This is a genomic window from Chryseobacterium soldanellicola, assembly GCF_900100115.1.
In the GTDB taxonomy this organism is placed as follows: Bacteria; Bacteroidota; Bacteroidia; order Flavobacteriales; family Weeksellaceae; genus Chryseobacterium; species Chryseobacterium soldanellicola.
The window spans coordinates 711,226-729,263 of record NZ_FNKL01000003.1 but is presented as its reverse complement, the minus strand read 5'-3'; the positions used below and the strand labels follow the sequence as shown (position 1 = coordinate 729,263).

14 protein-coding genes are annotated in these 18,038 nt (G+C 36.1%); 5 read left to right on the top strand and 9 right to left on the bottom strand.

Features of this window, described 5'->3' with window-relative positions:
- Positions 1-169 precede the first annotated feature (169 nt).
- The 6 genes from groL to BLT04_RS12760 all read right to left on the bottom strand — a co-directional run bounded on the left by groL (position 170) and on the right by BLT04_RS12760 (position 6,702).
- Positions 170-1,795, bottom strand: a complete 1,626-nt coding sequence (gene groL / locus BLT04_RS12785) for a chaperonin GroEL (protein ID WP_089756181.1) — start codon at positions 1,793-1,795, stop codon at positions 170-172.
- Between the two features lie 69 nt (positions 1,796-1,864).
- A complete protein-coding gene (locus tag BLT04_RS12780; RefSeq protein ID WP_089756180.1) occupies positions 1,865-2,221 on the bottom strand; it encodes a four helix bundle protein in 357 nt (118 codons plus the stop codon).
- A gap of 55 nt (positions 2,222-2,276) precedes the next feature.
- Positions 2,277-2,555 (bottom strand): co-chaperone GroES, encoded by a 279-nt coding sequence (locus tag BLT04_RS12775; protein ID WP_047399416.1) that lies wholly within the window; start codon positions 2,553-2,555, stop codon positions 2,277-2,279.
- Between the two features lie 144 nt (positions 2,556-2,699).
- The gene (locus tag BLT04_RS12770; protein WP_089756179.1) at positions 2,700-3,590 is read right to left on the bottom strand and encodes a hypothetical protein; all 891 of its coding nucleotides are present in this window, start codon (positions 3,588-3,590) and stop codon (positions 2,700-2,702) included.
- Positions 3,591-3,673: 83 nt separating this feature from the next.
- Positions 3,674-6,055, bottom strand: a complete 2,382-nt coding sequence (locus tag BLT04_RS12765) for a M1 family metallopeptidase (protein ID WP_089756178.1) — start codon at positions 6,053-6,055, stop codon at positions 3,674-3,676.
- Between the two features lie 68 nt (positions 6,056-6,123).
- On the bottom strand, positions 6,124-6,702 hold the full coding sequence (locus BLT04_RS12760) for a HupE/UreJ family protein (protein WP_089756177.1): 579 nt from the start codon (positions 6,700-6,702) through the stop codon (positions 6,124-6,126).
- Positions 6,703-6,774: 72 nt separating this feature from the next.
- Here BLT04_RS12760 and BLT04_RS12755 point away from each other — a divergent pair, with 72 nt between their 5' ends.
- Positions 6,775-7,275: a DUF6702 family protein gene (locus tag BLT04_RS12755; protein ID WP_089756176.1), complete on the top strand. Its 501-nt coding sequence runs from the start codon at positions 6,775-6,777 to the stop codon at positions 7,273-7,275.
- A gap of 68 nt (positions 7,276-7,343) precedes the next feature.
- On the opposite strand, the gene BLT04_RS12750 is transcribed toward BLT04_RS12755, so the two are convergent.
- A complete protein-coding gene (locus tag BLT04_RS12750; RefSeq protein ID WP_089756175.1) occupies positions 7,344-7,937 on the bottom strand; it encodes an acyl carrier protein phosphodiesterase in 594 nt (197 codons plus the stop codon).
- Positions 7,938-8,042: 105 nt separating this feature from the next.
- Complete coding sequence (radA, locus tag BLT04_RS12745; protein WP_089756174.1) at positions 8,043-9,395, bottom strand: DNA repair protein RadA; 1,353 nt, start codon at positions 9,393-9,395, stop codon at positions 8,043-8,045.
- Positions 9,396-9,708: 313 nt separating this feature from the next.
- Between radA and BLT04_RS12740 the strand changes: the two genes are divergently transcribed.
- The 3 genes from BLT04_RS12740 (at position 9,709) to yidC (ending at position 14,167) form a co-directional block, all read left to right on the top strand.
- On the top strand, positions 9,709-10,278 hold the full coding sequence (locus BLT04_RS12740; RefSeq protein ID WP_089756437.1) for a YceI family protein: 570 nt from the start codon (positions 9,709-9,711) through the stop codon (positions 10,276-10,278).
- Between the two features lie 282 nt (positions 10,279-10,560).
- The gene (locus BLT04_RS12735) at positions 10,561-12,168 is read left to right on the top strand and encodes a CTP synthase (RefSeq protein ID WP_089756173.1); all 1,608 of its coding nucleotides are present in this window, start codon (positions 10,561-10,563) and stop codon (positions 12,166-12,168) included.
- Between the two features lie 202 nt (positions 12,169-12,370).
- The gene (gene yidC, locus BLT04_RS12730) at positions 12,371-14,167 is read left to right on the top strand and encodes a membrane protein insertase YidC (protein ID WP_089756172.1); all 1,797 of its coding nucleotides are present in this window, start codon (positions 12,371-12,373) and stop codon (positions 14,165-14,167) included.
- 113 nt (positions 14,168-14,280) lie between these two features.
- Here yidC and BLT04_RS12725 read toward each other — a convergent pair whose 3' ends face one another.
- Positions 14,281-14,865 carry a ribonuclease HII gene (locus BLT04_RS12725; RefSeq protein WP_089756171.1) on the bottom strand — a complete coding sequence of 195 codons (585 nt, stop codon included), beginning with the start codon at positions 14,863-14,865 and terminating at the stop codon, positions 14,281-14,283.
- A gap of 132 nt (positions 14,866-14,997) precedes the next feature.
- On the opposite strand from BLT04_RS12725, the gene BLT04_RS12720 reads away from it, so the two are divergent.
- A complete protein-coding gene (locus BLT04_RS12720; protein WP_089756170.1) occupies positions 14,998-18,033 on the top strand; it encodes a SusC/RagA family TonB-linked outer membrane protein in 3,036 nt (1,011 codons plus the stop codon).
- The last annotated feature ends 5 nt before the right edge of the window (positions 18,034-18,038 follow it).

Genomic DNA, 18,038 nt, shown 5'->3' with positions numbered 1-18,038 from the left:
AATGTTTTTTTTATTGTAAATTGTTTGGTTTTTGGCTAGTTATTAGTGAAGTAATTAAATTAAATCTAAATATAGTATTTCCTTATGGATGTAAAACTATAATTTTTTAAAAAAACCGCCCTATAAAAATAGAGCGGTTTATATATTATATTGTCTCAGCGACACGCTGTTACATCATTCCCGGCATTCCACCACCCATTGGCATAGCTGGTTCTGCGCTCTTTACTTCAGTGATCACACATTCAGTTGTAAGAAGCATTCCAGAAACAGAAGCTGCGTTTTCAAGGGCAACTCTTGTTACTTTCGTAGGGTCGATGATTCCTGCTTCAAGCATGTTTACATACTCGTCAGTTTTTGCGTTGTAACCGAAATCTCCGCTACCTTCTGCAACTTTAGCAACGACTACAGAACCTTCGCCCCCTGCATTGGCAACGATTTGTCTTAATGGCTCTTCGATGGCTCTTCTTACGATTTTGATCCCTGTAGTTTCGTCGGAATTGATTCCTGTAAGATTTTCTAAAGCAGCGATGGCTCTTACAAAAGCAACACCACCACCTGCAACGATACCTTCTTCAACAGCCGCTCTTGTAGCGTGTAACGCATCGTCAACTCTGTCTTTTTTCTCCTTCATTTCAACTTCAGAAGCTGCCCCAACGTAAAGAACGGCAACACCTCCAGCTAATTTAGCCAATCTCTCCTGCAATTTTTCTTTGTCATAATCAGAAGTAGATGTTTCCATCTGAGCTTTGATCTGAGCTACTCTTCCTTTGATTTTGCTTTCTTCACCACCACCGTTCACTACAGTTGTGTTGTCTTTATCGATAGATACTTTTTCAGCAGTTCCCAACATATCCATCGTAATGTTTTCCATGGTGAAACCTTGCTCTTCAGAAATAACGGTACCTCCTGTAAGGATCGCGATATCTTCGAGCATTGCTTTTCTTCTGTCTCCGAATCCCGGAGCTTTTACAGCAGCAATTTTAAGAGAACCTCTCAATTTGTTTACCACTAAAGTTGCCAAAGCTTCACCTTCAACCTCTTCAGAGATAATTAATAAAGATTTTCCGCTTTGTGCAATTGGCTCAAGAACCGGAAGTAATTCTTTCATTGAAGAGATTTTTTTCTCAACTAAAAGGATGTATGGGTTTTCAAGCTCAACCAACATTTTTTCAGGGTTTGTCACAAAATATGGTGACTGATAACCTCTGTCAAACTGCATCCCTTCTACAACGTCAACAGTTGTGTCGATACCTTTAGCTTCTTCTACAGTAATAACTCCTTCTTTACCCACTTTTCCGAAAGCTTCAGCGATCAAAGCACCGATCGTTTCGTCATTGTTAGCAGAAACTGAAGCAACCTGCTTCACCATTTCTGTAGAATCTCCAACAGCTTTAGACTGAGATTTTAAGTTTTCAACAACTGCAGTTACTGCTTTGTCGATTCCTCTTTTCAAATCCATTGGGTTTGCACCTGCAGCTACATTTTTAAGACCTTCTCTTACGATAGCCTGTGCCAAAACAGTAGCGGTAGTCGTACCGTCTCCTGCAATATCATTAGTTTTGGAAGCCACTTCTTTTACCATCTGCGCTCCCATGTTTTCTACTCTGTCTTCAAGTTCGATCTCTTTTGCTACAGAAACACCGTCTTTAGTTACGTGAGGTGCACCAAAAGATTTTTCGATTACTACGTTTCTCCCTTTTGGTCCCAACGTTACTTTTACTGCATTAGCCAATGCATCAACCCCTCTTTTTAAAGCGTCTCTTGATTCAATATCGAATTTTATTTCTTTTGCCATTGTTTTAAGCTTTTGGCGATTTGCTTTTGGCTTCTAGCTTTAGCAATTCGCGAGTTTATTTTTAATTTTTTAATTTACTTTTAGCCTGTTCCATAATGTGACAAGCTTCTTTTTTAATATTGTTAATTCTCCTAAAAGATTGTGATAGTCCGTTTCATTAATATAACCTAAATCTTTAGAGAGAATTAATTGGTTTTCGGCTTCATTTGACGATCCTAGTGCAATATTGATAAAATTAGCGAATTCTTTATCTGAATTTCGACCACTTCCTTCTGAAATATTATATCCGATTGAAGCAAATGATCTTCTGATTTGAGAGGTCAATCCAAAAATTTCTTCTTTAGGAAAGTTTTTAGTTGAAGTATAAATTTTTAAAGTTAATTGATGACTTAGTTGCCAAACTTCAAATTTTTTAAAATCTCTCATGCTAATTTATATGCGATCGCGCCATTAGCCAAAAGCCAATAGCAAGAAGCATTTCTTACCCAATGATTCCCAATAAATCTCCTTCCTTAACGATTAAGAAATCTTTTCCTTCCAATTTTAATTCAGAACCTGAATATTTTCCATAAAGAACTTTGTCACCTACTTTCACAGTTGTAGGCTCATCTTTTTTTCCAGGGCCTACTGCTACTACTGTACCTTCTTGTGGTTTTTCTTTTGCGGTGTCCGGAATAATAATACCTGAAGCTGTTTTAGTTTCTGCAGCGATCGGCTCGATCAAAACTCTGTCTGCTAATGGTTTAAAGTTTACTGACATAATATATTTAAATTTTTAATTATTTCTGTGTTGTAAGTCTCTAAATACGTGCCAAGCCCCTGAAACGAAATTTTTGGCAGACTTTTGTTTTATGATGTGAAATTTTGGCAGAAAAAAAGTCACCCGTTTTGGATGACTGTATTTTTATTTATGACAAGAATCCTTATAATCGTCGATCAGTTTTTTATAGATATCAGTGTATATTGCTGATTTATATTTCATATTGATTTTCGATGCTTCAGCTCCTCTTTTACCTTTAAGCGCAGCCTTTCTTTCATCATCCGTTGCTTTTTTCTTTTCCTTAAAAGTTTTATTGGAAAAATAATCGTTCTGTCTTGCTTCATCTACTTTTTTCAGAAACTCCGGGCAATCTGCTCCAATCATTTCATAAGCTGTATAAAACTTTTTGTAAAGTGTTTTCAGATTAAATAAATCCAAAGGACTTAATGAAGGATAATCTACCGGTGCAATGGCAACAGTGTCGTCTGGTTTACTTAAATAAATCATGACGTAAGTTAATTGACAGTCATTTTCATTTCCGTTGGATGCCGCGGAAAAATTATTTCCAAAATCTGCTTTACACATCATGCTTCTGTATCCGTAAAGGTTGATCGGCCCTTTTTCCATTAAAGGAAGCATTAGTACTTTTCCTTCCGATTCCAGTTCCTGATCTTTGTTGATTTCCTTGACAAGGCGTTTATCCAGCTGGAATGTTTCTGATGTTTCTTCATTCGTATAAATCAGGCTTTTAATATCTGAAACAGGGATCAGATGTACTGCAGCATCGCTTTTTGATGATTTAAATTTTACCTCTTTTCGGTCTAAGTTGGCATATTTCGGTCCTTTTCCCATAATACTGAACGTGGCAACATCCGGAAGCATAAAATCCTGTGCAAATCCTTTTTTTGTACTGCCGTCTTCCATGAGTATTTCAATAGGGATAAAATCTCTTTTTCCCGTGTAAAATTGTAAAGACTGAGCAAAGAAGCTCTGGGCTGAGAGGATGAACAGCAACAAAAGGCTAAGTTTTTTCATGGATTTTAAAAGTTTTTTAATCAGGCACAAATCTAAAAAAAAAGTATCCAGATTCTGAATACTTTTTAAAATTATTTATAGAATTAATTTTTCTTTCCTGCAGCCTCCTGCATCGGATTTACTTTTCCATTAGCACCGCCTCTTACGGCACCCTGCTGTTTTTGTTTAAAGACCTGGAATTTTGAATTTTCAGAGGAAGATCCATCATTGCTCCAGAAATTATTTGAGGTGTCAATATCTGCAGTCTCTTTCATCGGATCCAGCTGAATTGATTTTAATTTTTTGTCAAAATAATAGGTTTTAGAAACTTTCTGTTCGTTCTGTCTCCAGATTTGAGCGGAGGATTTGTCGTACGATTTTGAACCGTCTTCAAATGTAAACTCAAGGATGACAGGCATTACCAATCCTCCTTTATTTTTAAAATCAATTTGATAAGCTGTAATATTTTTAAATTTATCTTTGTCTTTTTGCTCCAAAGGTTCGTTTCCATCATTTTTCAGGGTATATTCTTTGGTATTGTCAACCTTTTCCTGGCCTCTGTCATACCGGTAATAGAAATCCTGAAGCTCTTTATCTTTTTCTACAGTAAAAGTAATGTTTTTATCTGTTTTATTCCTGATTTTTGAGAGGTCTTCAAATTCATTCTGCAAAGGTTTGTCAACCGTATATTTTGTTTCACGAGACTTGGGAGAAGCCTCTAAATCAGGCGTCGCAATGGTCACTTTGTCGATTGCAATGTCTACAGGATCGGTTCCGTAAAACCATCCTCTCCAGAACCAGTCCAGATCTTCACCGCTTGCATCTTCCATTGTTCTGAAAAAATCGGCGGGCTCAGGATGTCTGAAAGCCCATCTTTTCGCATACGTTTTGAAAGCTTTATCAAAAAGTTCTCTTCCCATAATGGTTTCACGAAGAATATTAAGTCCTGTTGCCGGTTTTGAATAGGCATTCGGACCAAACTGAATGATATTTTCAGAATTGCTCATGATCGGCTCCAGCTGATCTTTAGGAAGCTTCATATAATCAACGATCGTCCATGCCGGGCCACGTTTTGAAGGGAATTTATTATCCCATTTTTCTTCGGTAAGGTATTCCGTAAAGGTATTTAACCCTTCATCCATCCAGCTCCATTGTCTTTCGTCTGAATTGATGATCATCGGGAAAAAATTATGCCCTACTTCGTGGATGACAACGCCGATCATTCCGTTTTTTGTGCCTTCAGAATAGGTTCCGTCTTTTTCTGTTCTTCCAAAATTGAAGCAGATCATCGGATATTCCATACCGTTTGCTGCCTCTACAGATTGCGCGACAGGATATGGATAAGGAATTGTGAATTCCGAATAGGTTTTAATCGTATGAGCGACTGCTTTTGTTGAATATTTTCTGTATAAGCCGTAAGCTTCTTTAGGATAAAAGCTCATTGCCATTACTTTATTGTTGTTTTCCGGAATGGTAACGCGCATTCCGTCCCAAACGAATTTTCTTGATGAGGTCCATGCAAAATCTCTTACATCGTGTGCTTCAAAATTCCAGGTTTTTCTTTGTTTTGAATGATTTTTTTCTGCTTTTTTAGCTTCATCCAAAGTCACGATTTCAATTGGCTCGCTGGCGTTTTCGGCTTGCTTATATCTTGCTAACTGATCCGATGTTAAAACCTGATCATAGTTTTTACATTCTCCGGTTCCGCCTACAATATGATCGGAAGGAACATTCATTGAAACTTTAAAATTCCCGAAAACCAAGGCAAATTCACCTCTTCCCGTAAACTGATGATTTTGCCAGCCGTGAAAATCGCTGTAAACGCACATTCGCGGGTACCATTGGGTCATCGTGTAAAGATCGTTTCCGTCTTCTGCGAAGTTTTCGTAGCCGCCGCGACCGCCCATTTTTATTCTGTTGGGAATATTGTAATTCCAGTCTATTTTAAAAACTAATTTTTCTCCTTTTTTAAGGATTTTAGGCAAATCAATACGCATCATGGTTTGATTTACTGTATATTTTAAAGGATTTCCGGTTGCATCAGTTACTTTTTCAAGATTAACTCCGTATCCGTTGTCTTTTACGGGAAGATCGGTTACTTTTAATTGCTGATCGGTTGTTGACTGAGGCAAAGAAGATGAAAATGCAAAGTCTGCTTTTTTCACCGTTGATTGTTGGTTTTCATCTAATTGCAGCCAGATATAATCTAAATCATCCGGAGAGTTATTATAATAGGTGATGGTTTCAGAGCCTTTCAGATTCCTCTTATCTTCATCAAGATACGCCGTGATATCGTAATCGGCTTTATTTTGCCAATATCCGTGGCCGGGCGCTCCGGAAGCGGTTCTGTAAGTGTTTGGGGTAGGAAGGATCATTCCTAATTGTTCGAATCTGTTTCCGTGATTGCTTCCCGGATTGTTCTGAATATTTTGAGCGAAGGCGCCTACATATAAAAATACTGAAACTGCAGCTATTTTTAATCTCATGAGCAAATGATTTTAAAGAATGATCAAATATAATAATAAGTAGTTGAAAAGTTGGAAATGTTTCAGCGCTAAAAAGGAATTCTTTCTAAAGCCATTTTTAACGATAATGCAAAAACACCCGACGAGACAAACAATATCCAATCTTTTTTATTGACCTTAAAGATTTTAAGCAAGATGAAAAGTAGAATTAAAATAGCAGAAACAATCACAATCTGCCCCAATTCCAGCCCAATATTAAAGCCTAAAAGCGGAATAAAGATGCTTTGGCTTTTCGCGATCATTACTCTTGCCGTATTCGCAAAACCCATCCCGTGGATCAATCCGAAGATTAAGGCCAAATAATAATTCACCTTCATTAATCCCTGCTTTTTATTTTTCATTACAATATTTCCTAATGATGTTAAAACGATGGTGACAGGAATTAAAAATTCTACCCATTTTGAAGAAATCCTTACAATATCCAGAATGCTTAACGCTAAAGTAACGGAATGCCCGATGGTAAAAGCGGTCACCAAAACCAGGATTTTTTTCCAGTTGGTGTAAGAATAAACGGCTATTAAAGCCAATACAAAAAGCTGATGATCAAGAGCATCCAAAGAAATAATATGTTCCCAGCCAAGTTTCAGATAAAATAAAAAGTCCTGCATGATCTAGTAATAAATAAAAAGGCTTACGAAAATAATGATTAATTTCGGAACAAATTTTAAACGATAAGGTTTATGAAGAATTTCTCGCTTTTTTTAGTTCCGGTCTTTTTTTTGTTCTCTTTTACAAAGGTGAAGCATCCTTACCATGTTGGTTCTATGGAAATTAGCTATAACTCGAAATCAAAAACATTCGAGATTACAGGCCGTTTTTTTCTTGATGATCTCGAAAGTGCTTTGAGTAAAAAATATGGGCAATCTTTTCATTTTAATGATCCGAAATATAAAAATCAGCTTAATGTAGCGCTGAAAAATTACTGTTCGGAATATATAAGATTAAAAACCAATAATAAATTCTTGAAGGTGGAATTTATAGGCTTTCAGGAAGATAATGAATCTGTGGATATTTTCCTGGAAACGGAAGCTGTTAATAATCCGCAAAAAGTAGAAGTAGCATTGAGTTTTTTGTATAATTTATTTGATGATCAGATCAATATTGTTCATATAATTGTCAATAATCAAAGGAAAAGTGAAAAATTAACGTATCCCAACCGGTATGTTTATCAGAATTTTTAACTTAAAATTTGATCTTGTTGTGTTAATTATTAAGCATTTATAGGAGATAAATGTTTTTTTTTGTTAAATTAATTTTCCAGCTGTAAAAGAGCATTCACACCTTTTGCATGATGTAAAAGATCAGAAAAAAAATCATCATAACATTGCTGAAGAATATCTTTGTTGTTTAAAAAAGCTTCATAAACCGGAATATTTGTTTGTAAATATTTTGCCTTATTGAGGACATTTCTCATACTGTGGCCAATATTCTCATCTTTACGGTAATTATAAAGCCAGTCGCCTTCTTCCATTTTTTTAAACATCATTTTAAAATTCTCAGGAAGCCATTGGCTGTTTTCATGAAGAACTTTATAGACGTGCAGAGAATGTGCTTTCCATTCGGATAATGAATTCAGGCTGAGGTCATTCGCTACAAAATAATCCATAGAAACATCTACAAAAGCTCCAGCATACAATCTCACTAAAGGCGCAAAAACCTTTTTGGCTTCGTGTATTGCGGGATGAGAATCTGTATAAGTGTCAATCGCTCTGTGCATTGTAATGCCATCCTGAATATTTTTAGGAAAAGAAAAACGATCTTTATTTCTAATAAAATCTTCCAAAAACTGTCCTACGATTTGCCCGTCTGTGAAACTAAGAAAGGAATGTGCCAGATAATTCATAGATTAAAGTTATGAATTATGAGCCATAAATTATGTGATGATCGCAGTAATTAATACAAACTATCACGAAAGACTTAAAATTCATAATTTATAACTCGTAATTCTTTAAAAAAGCCTTTCGTGAAAATCTTCAATTTTGCTCACTTCTTCAATCTTGATACCGAATTTTTTCTTTGGAAGCTTATTTAAATTGGAGATAAAAATCTTCTCATAGCCTAATTTTTCTGCCTCGGTAATTCGCTGTTCTGCCTGTGCAATCGGCCGGATTTCTCCGCTCAGACCAATTTCTCCTGCAAAACAATAGTGCTCGGAAATCGCAATATCTTCATTTGAGGAAAGAATAGAAGCAACGACCGCGAGATCCAAAGCAGGATCATCGGTTTTAATTCCTCCTGTTATATTCAGGAAAACGTCTTTTGCGCCCAGCTGAAAACCTGCTCTTTTTTCGAGAACGGCAAGAAGCATATTCAATCTTTTGGCATCAAAACCAGTCGAGCTTCTTTGGGGAGTTCCATAAACAGCGGTACTTACCAAGGCCTGAATTTCCAGAAGCATCGGGCGGTTTCCTTCTAAAGTCACGGCTACAGAATTTCCGGAAAGTTCCTCGAATTTTTTGGTGATTAAAATTTCTGAAGGATTTTTAATTTCCTTTAAACCTTGAGAAACCATTTCATAAATCCCAATCTCGGAAGTCGATCCGAAACGGTTTTTATTCGCTCTCAACAACCTGAACAGATGATTTCTGTCGCCGTCGAAATTTAAAACGACGTCCACCATGTGTTCCAAGACTTTGGGACCTGCAATTTGACCGTCTTTTGTAATATGGCCTACCAAAAAAACAGGAATGCTGTTTTCTTTAGCATATTTAATGATCTCGTTTGAGCATTCCCGTATCTGGGAAACCGTTCCGGGCGAGCTTTCAATTAATTGAGATTGTAGCGTCTGAATCGAATCAATAATCACAAAATCAGGCTCCAGTTTTTTCGCTTCGTGAAGGATTTTTTCTAATGAAGTTTCGGTATACAGAAAACAGTTCGGATTTTGAATATCAGTTAATCTATCGGCTCTCATTTTGATCTGAGACGCACTTTCTTCTCCTGAAACATAGAACACTTTTTTCTTCATTTTCAGGGCAAGCTGTAGAAGAAGAGTAGATTTTCCGATTCCTGGCTCACCACCGATTAAAGTAACAGATCCCAGCACAATTCCGCCGCCTAAAACGCGGTTGAGCTCTTCGGAAGGAGTTTTTATTCTGGGTTCTTCATTGGTTTCAACTTCTACAATATTGATAACATGTTGTTTCGATTTTGAAAAAGGCGGCGTTTTGTGTGAAGACGTCTTTTCCACGACTTCTTCCACCAAAGTATTCCATTCGCCGCAGTTTTTGCACTGCCCCATCCATTGGGAGTACTGTGTTCCGCAGTTTTGACAGAAATATGCTGTTCTTAATTTTGCCATGACGTAAAATTATGAAAAAACTTTAGACTCTGTTTAGATTGCAATTTGAGAATTATAGTTGTTTAAGATTTCTTTTAATATAAAAATTAATGTTGAGATCCTTCGACTGCTTCGCGCTCAGGATGACACCGCTAATACTAACTGTTAATAGCCTGAATAATTTGCCAGTGTCATCCTGAGCGCGAAGCAGTCGAAGGATTTTTTTAATTAGATAAAAATAATTTTCAACAAACCTGAAAAACTATCATAGATCAACGTCTCGCTATTTTTTGGGCTATACCTTTGCTGTAAGATTAATCTAAAAAATATGACAATGAAAAAGGTATTTTTAACTTTCGCATTTACACTTTTAAGTATTATAAGCTTTGCACAGAATGTCTGGACAGTAGATCCGATGCACTCTTCTGTGAATTTTAATATCAAACACATGGGAATCAGCTTTGTACAAGGGAGATTTGATAAGTTTGACGGTAAAGTAACAACCAAGGGAACTACTCTTGATAATGCAGAATTTTCTTTTGTGGTGCAGACAGGTTCCGTAAATACGGGTGTTGAAATGAGAGACAAGCATTTGCAAAGCGCAGATTTTTTCAATGTTGAAAAATTCCCGACAATGACGTTTGAAAGTATTTCTATCACGAAAGATAAAAACAACAATTATACGCTTAAAGGGAAATTGACAATTAAAGATGTTTTTAAAGAAATCAGTGTTCCGGTAACTTTCGGTGGAATAACAAAAAATCAACAGGGAAAAGAGGTTCTGGGTTTCCAGACAACATTTAAAGTAAACCGTTTAGATTATAATATTAAATATGATCCAACGGGAGCAGGCGTGGCTAAAGACGTTGACGTTAACTTATATTTTGAGTTAATTAAGCAATAGTTTTCATATATAATTTGGTTTAGGAAAGGTTTTCAATTTTTGGAGACCTTTTTTGTTGATTAAAGCAGTATAGAATTAACGTTATTATTAAAATTAAATGCAAAGCTTGTCACTCCGTAAAAATCTCAATAAGGATAAATCATTTAAAAAATCAGTCTGGATTTCTACGGAGTGACAAACTAGGTGATTTATTAATCTAAAATTCACTATCTAAAATTTAAAATTCAAAAATGAAATTGCTTTGTATTTGTTTTTCCCCTAACTTTGCACAAACCTAATCTAATGAGTAAAAAGAATACAAAGTACATCTTTGTGACAGGAGGTGTAACTTCATCTTTGGGGAAAGGAATCGTTTCTGCTTCTCTGGGACTTCTACTAAAATCACGCGGCTTTAATGTAACGATCCAAAAATTAGATCCTTATATCAATATCGACCCAGGAACACTGAATCCTTATGAACACGGAGAATGCTATGTAACCGAAGATGGTGCGGAGACGGATCTGGATTTAGGTCACTATGAGCGTTATTTAGATGCTCCAACTTCCCAAAACAACAACGTAACGACAGGAAAAATCTACCAGACTGTCATCGAAAAAGAAAGAAAAGGAGATTTCCTTGGAAAAACAGTGCAGGTAATTCCTCATATTACGAACGAAATCAAACGCAGAATTAAAATTTTATCAAAACAGAACTACGATATTATCATTACTGAGATCGGTGGGACTGTCGGAGATATTGAATCTTTGCCTTACATCGAAACTGTTCGTCAGTTAAAATGGGAATTGGGTGAGAAAAATTCTATGGTAATTCACCTAACTTTATTGCCGTATTTGGCTTCAAGTGGAGAATTAAAAACAAAACCCTCTCAGCACTCTGTTCGTCAGTTAATGGAAAGCGGAATTATGGCTGACGTTTTGGTGTGCAGAACAGAACATAAAATTCCAAAAGATCAGAGAGCGAAGCTGGCTCAATTCTGTAACGTGCCTTTAGATAACGTTATTGAATGTAAAGATCTGGAAACAATCTATGAAGTGCCGATGTATCTTCAAAAGCAAAATTTTGATGATGTAGTTTTAAAAGGATTAGATCTTAAAAGTGATAAAGAAGCTGATCTTAAAGACTGGAAAAGTTTCCTTAAAAAGTTCCAGAACCCTAAGAAAACGATCGAAATTGCTTTAGTCGGGAAATATATTTCTCTTCAGGATTCATATATTTCAATTGCTGAAGCTTTCAAGCATGCAGGTGCAGACGTTGAAACTGAAGTGAAGATCAGATGGGTTTATAGTGGAGAAATTACTGCCGAAAATATTAAAGATACGTTAAAAGGAGTAGACGGAATCCTTGTTGCTCCAGGTTTTGGCGACAGAGGAATTGAAGGAAAAGTGCTTACCGCTCAATATGCAAGAGAAAATAAAATTCCGATGTTGGGAATTTGTTTAGGAATGCAGATTATGACCATCGAATTTGCAAGAAACGTTCTTGGACATTCAAAAGCAAATTCAATGGAATTTGACACTTCAACACCGGATCCTGTAATTTCAATTATGGAAGAACAGAAAAATGTAGTGGATAAAGGAGGTACAATGCGTCTTGGAGCCTGGAAATGTTCCGTGAAAAACGGTTCTAAATTATCTGACATCTACGGAAGCAAAAATATTTCAGAAAGACACCGTCACAGATATGAGTTCAACAGTGATTATTTACATGAGTTCGAGAAAAACGGTTTCCTTGCTACAGGTACAAACCCGGAAACAGGATTGGTGGAAGCATTAGAAATGCCTGATCACCCGTTCTACGTTGGGGTACAGTATCATCCTGAGTATAAGAGTACAGTGGCGACACCGCATCCTTTGTTCAGAGCTTTTATCAAGGCTTGTGAGAAGAAATAAAGTAATTATTTAATTACAAACGTCATATAATAAACTCAGGTTGACTTTTATCAGCCTGAGTTTATTATATAGTAATATATTATAGCATAGAGTTTTGATAAAAAAACAGTATTTTTGTCGACTCGAAATACAGAATGATACTCTGTAAATTACAGAATATTGTTTTATATATAAATAGGTAAAAAATTTTAATTAAAATAAAATGCAACAGAACAACGGACTCGATAAAAGTCAAATGATTAGTTTTGCGGTTTTATGTTTGGTTCTTTTTGGTTTCATGTTTTATTTTCAAAACAAGCAATCGAAGGAAGAAGAGGTAAAAACTCAGCAACAAAAGACTGAACAGGTAAAAAATGCTGTAAAACAAACTCAGGCAAGCAATATCAATCCAAATGTAACTCCTAATGCAATTCAGACTGCAAATTTGGCAAACAAAGAATTGAAAATTGAGTTCTCAAGTTTAGGAGGGCAGGTTTCTAAAGTGGAGCTTGCAGAATACAAAGCATACGACCATAAATCGGATAAGGCAGATCTTCCGCTTTATCTGATCACTAAAAATAATTCAAACTACGGTTTCCAGTTTAAAGATAAGACCGGAAAGATTATCAATACTAAAGATTTGGTTTTCTCTCCGACTGTTAATGGAAACGCTGCAACAATGACGGCCAATTATAATGGTGCGGTTATTCAGTTTATTTATACTTTATTGGATAAATATACCTTAGATTTTAAGGTAAGAACTCAAGGTTTAGCAAAAGTTACTTCCGATAACAAAGCAGATTTCATCTGGAATTACAATGTAAGAAACTTAGAAAAGGGTAGAGCTCAGGAACAGTCTCACTCAGAATTTTCTTATGCTTTCGATAATTATAAGAAATATGATTATGACGGAAGAACAACAATGGAAGAAGAAAAAGAAACGCTTAACTGGATCGGTGTAAAACAGCAGTTTTTCTCTTCTGTGATTGAATCTAAGACAGGATTTACACAAAGCAAAGGAAATCAGGAAAACGTAGAAGAAGGTGAATATTTGAAAAAACTTAATTTTGAAGGTTTTGTTCAAATGCAGGGAAGCGAATTAAATCAGGATTTTACCTGGTATTTTATGCCTTTAGATCTGAAATTATTAAAATCTTACAATAAAAACTTTGACGAAATTCTGCCTTTAGGCTGGGCTTTCATCGGAGGAATGAACCGTTATTTCTTCATGCCGATGTACAATATCATTGCAGGATGGGGATTAACAGCCGGTTGGGTAATTTTCTTAATGACAATTATCGTTAAATTAATCTTATCACCGATTATGTATAAGCAACATAAATTGAGTGCGATGATGAGAGTGATCCGCCCGGAAATTGATGAAGCAAATGCTAAATTAAAGGATGCAGATCCAATGAAAAAGCAACAGGCCACCATGGAAATTTACCGAAAGGCGGGCGTAAATCAAATGGCGGGATGTCTTCCGGCATTGGTACAGATCCCGATTTTCTATGCGTTGTTCCGTTTCTTCCCGAACTTTATTGATTTGAGAGGTAAAGGTTTCTGGTTTGCAAAAGATTTAACGGCTTATGATGATTTGATTAAACTGCCATTTAAAGTTCCTTTCTTAGGAGATCATTTAAGTGTTTTTGCGCTTGCATGTACGATTGTAATCTTGATTTATACGATCATGACCTCAGGAAATATGCAGCAGCCACAACAGGAAGGAATGCCAAACATGAAAGTATTAATGTATATTTTCCCTGTGACATTCTTATTCTTTTTGAACACTTCAGCATCCGGTCTTTCATGGTATTATTTTGTATCGAACGCAATTAATATCTTAATTATTTTAGTCATAAAATATGTGATTTTGGATGAAAAGAAGATTCATGCGCAGATTCAGGCGAATAAAGAAAAGCCGAAAACGGAAGGTAAATTCCAGAAACGTATGAGAGAGATGATGGAAAAAGCTCAGGAACAACAGAAAACGGTTGAGCAGCAAAAGAAAAAAAAGTAATTAACTTACTATAACATAAAAGAGAAGCAAATATTGCTTCTCTTTTTTATTTAGATGAAATTTAAATTACACTTTAGCATTTTATTGATTTTATAATTCACTCATTGTGGATTTTAATCGTATTTTAATCTGAAAGACCGTCTGTGGTATTTCGTTGGACCATGCTTTATCAGGGCTTCCTGGTGCTTTTTGGTGGCATAGCCGAAATTGGTGTCCCAGCCATACTCCGGATGCTCATCATGCAGCTGAATCATCAGCTTATCCCTATAATTTTTCGCTAAAATAGATGCTGCAGCGATTGACAAAACTTTAGAATCCCCCTGAATGATACATTGGTGTGGGATGTAATTATAAGGATGGAATTTATTCCCGTCAACTAAAATAAGCTCGGGTCTTATTGTTAATTTATCCAACGCACGATGCATCGCATGAATGCTGGCATTCAATATGTTATGTTCGTCTATAAATTCTGCGGGAAGTTCTGCAATAGCATATTCCTTAACATTATTTTTTATATACTCATCAAGACTCATTCTGGTCTTAAAACTTAATTTTTTAGAGTCATTAACTAAATTTTGGTTAAAATTTTTATCCAAAATGACCGTTGCGGCTACAACTGGTCCGCTTAAACACCCTCTTCCCACCTCATCACATCCTGCTTCGATGTAAAATTTTGTCCATTTTTTTAATAATTCCATAAAATTTAACACTTTTGAGTCCGTAAAATTAATAAAATTCTAAGAACTATGGTAAAAATAACAATTTTTTAAGTTTTTGCTTTGTCTTCTTAAGAAAGTTTTACAAATTTGTACTAGCAAAATTAATTTGATATGAAGAAACTAACAACAGGTGTGCTTATCTTGGTACTATCTTCATCCATAGTTGTGGCAAATGCCCAGCAGACGAAGACTGATACAGTAAGAACACAAGACATTGAAGGCGTTGTAGTAACGGCTTTAGGTATCAAAAGAGAAAAAAAATCTCTTGGATACGCTACCCAGGAAGTAAAAGGTGAGGATGTGAATAAAAATCCCACTCCCAATTTCCTAAACAATCTATCCGGCCAGGTTGCCGGTATGGATATTAAACAAAGTACCAACTTCGGTGGATCTATTAACGTAGTTTTAAGAGGATTCAAATCTTTCTCAGGGACTAACCAGCCACTATTCGTTGTAGACGGGGTCCCAATTATCAATAATAATATCAACACATCCAGCCAGACTACAGGGCGTTATGGGGTCGACTACGGAAATGCAGCGTCGGATATCAATCCAAATGATGTAGAAACAATTAACGTACTAAAAGGAGCGGCAGCGGCAGCTTTGTATGGTTCCCGTGCAGCAAACGGAGCTATTATTATCACAACTAAAAAGGGTAAAAAGAACCAAAAAGGGATTGGCTTAGAATATTCCAGTTCAATCACGATTTCCTCAATTGATAAAGAGACTTTTCCAAAATACCAGACCGAATATGGGGAAGGATATGTAGGTGAAGATGAATGGGGAAGTTATAATGGTGGGCTTGCAGCCGGTTTCGGAAGTGATGCTTCTTACGGACCGAGATATGACCCCAACTTATTGGTGTATCAATATGATGCGTTTATACCGGGATCTCCTAATTTCGGAAAAGCTACTCCATGGACGATGGCTAAAAACGGGCCGTTATCATTTTTTAAAAACGGAACGAATTTCACAAATAGTCTTTCCCTTAGTGGAGGAAGTGATGTAGCAACCTACAGAATAAATTATACCAATCTGGATGCTACAGACATTATGCCAAACAGTTCATTGGTTAAAAATAACTTCGGAGGTAATGCTTCTTATAAAATCACAGATAAATTAACCGCTTCATTATATGCGAATTATATTACGCAAAAAACAAGAGGCCGTAACGATACAGGGTACAATGGAAACATAATGTCCGGTTTTAGACAATGGTGGCCGACAAATGTTGATATAAGACAGCAGGACGAGTTTTATAATATGTCCCATCAGAATTATACTTGGAATATTACCAGCCCTACTGAGCTTGCACCTCAGTATTGGGATAATATCTACTTCCAGCGTTACCAAAATTACCAAAATGACAAAAGAGACAGATTTAGTGGAAATGTATCTTTAAGCTATGATGTTTCAAAAGAATTAAATTTCTTGGTAAGATTAAGTAACGATAGCTATAGCATGACCACTGAAGAGCGAAAAGCCAATGGCTCTGTTCCTAATATTTTTGGTCTTAACATCAATACACCACAGCCTTCCGGATATAATTTAGGAAATTACAGGCTGTCTGAAAGAAACTATGATTTCATAGGGACTTATAAAAAAGATCTTACAGAAGATCTGAATCTGAACGGAGTTTTGGGAGCCAATATTCGTACTAATTCTGCTTATTCAGACATACATTCTACTGTAGGGGGATTAAGTGTACCAAACTATTTTGACATTTCAAATTCTAAAGAAAGACCTCTTAATCAAACGAGTGATACAAGTAAGAATGTTGTAGGAATTTTTGCTCAGGCCAGTTTGGGTTATAAAAGTACGTATTATTTAGAAGGAACTATCAGAAGAGATCAGACTACGGCATTATCACCAGGCCATGATGTGTATTGGTATCCTTCGGTTTCGGGGAGTGTTGTGTTTTCCAATTTAATTAAAGCGCCTTGGTTGAGCTTTGCTAAAGCTCGTGCCAATTATTCAATTGTAGGAAATGATACAGATCCTAATCAATTGATTGATACTTATTTGGCAGGTTCGCCATTTGGCAATTTACCAACTTACCAGTTTAATACTATTTTGAAAAATCCGGATTTAGTGGCTGAAAAGTTAAAAAGTATGGAATTCGGGTTAGAAACATCTTTCTTAAAAAACAGAATTGGTTTTGATGCCACATGGTACAAGAATGATTCGGAAAATTTAATTTCAAATGTACTTGTTTCTTATGCATCAGGTACGACCTTGCAGAAACAAAATATTGGTAATTTAAGAACTGAAGCATTTGAGCTTTCATTACGATTAACGCCAATCAAATCTCAAGACTTTTCCTGGAATTTAGTTGCTAACTGGTCCAATCCAAAAACAACTGTTACAGCACTGAAAGGCGGAGTGGATAACCTGGCTTTACAGACCAATACTTCACAAGGTGGGGTTACATTAAATGCTCCTTTGGGAGGATTATACGGAACGATTTACGGTTCTGATTTCATATATGCACCAGACGGACAAAAAGTTATTGATCCTGATACAGGGGCTTATATGAAAACAACCAGTACCAACAATAATTTAGGAAGCTATCAGGCTAAATGGTTCGGAGGATTACGAAACACTTTCAATTATAAAAACCTTTCTTTAAGCTTCTTAATTGATGTGAAACAAGGTGGTAAAGTATTCTCATTAGACCAGTCATATGGGTACGGAACAGGTATTTATGCTGATTCAGTAGGCTTAAATGACCTGGGAAATCCGATCAGAAATACTTTAGCTGACGGAGGAGGGATTATTCAGCAGGGAGTTATCCCAGATCCAAATAATCCGGGACATTTTATTACAAATAATGTAAGATTAGATAAATCATGGTCTAGTCAGGTACTGAATACAGATCCGCCTGCCGCTGCATTTGTTTATGATGCAAGTTATGTGAAATTAAGAGAAGCATCTATCACTTATACCTTGTCAAAAGAGACTTTAGGCTCTAAATTTATACAGGGAATGTCATTTAGTGTTATAGGTAGCAATCTTTGGATTATTCATAAAAATTTACCATATGCTGATCCGGAAGCCGGATTGTCTTCAGGTAACTTACAGGGATATCAGTCAGGAGTTATGCCTACAACGAGGAATTTCTCATTCAATGTAAAAGTTAATTTTTAAAAAAA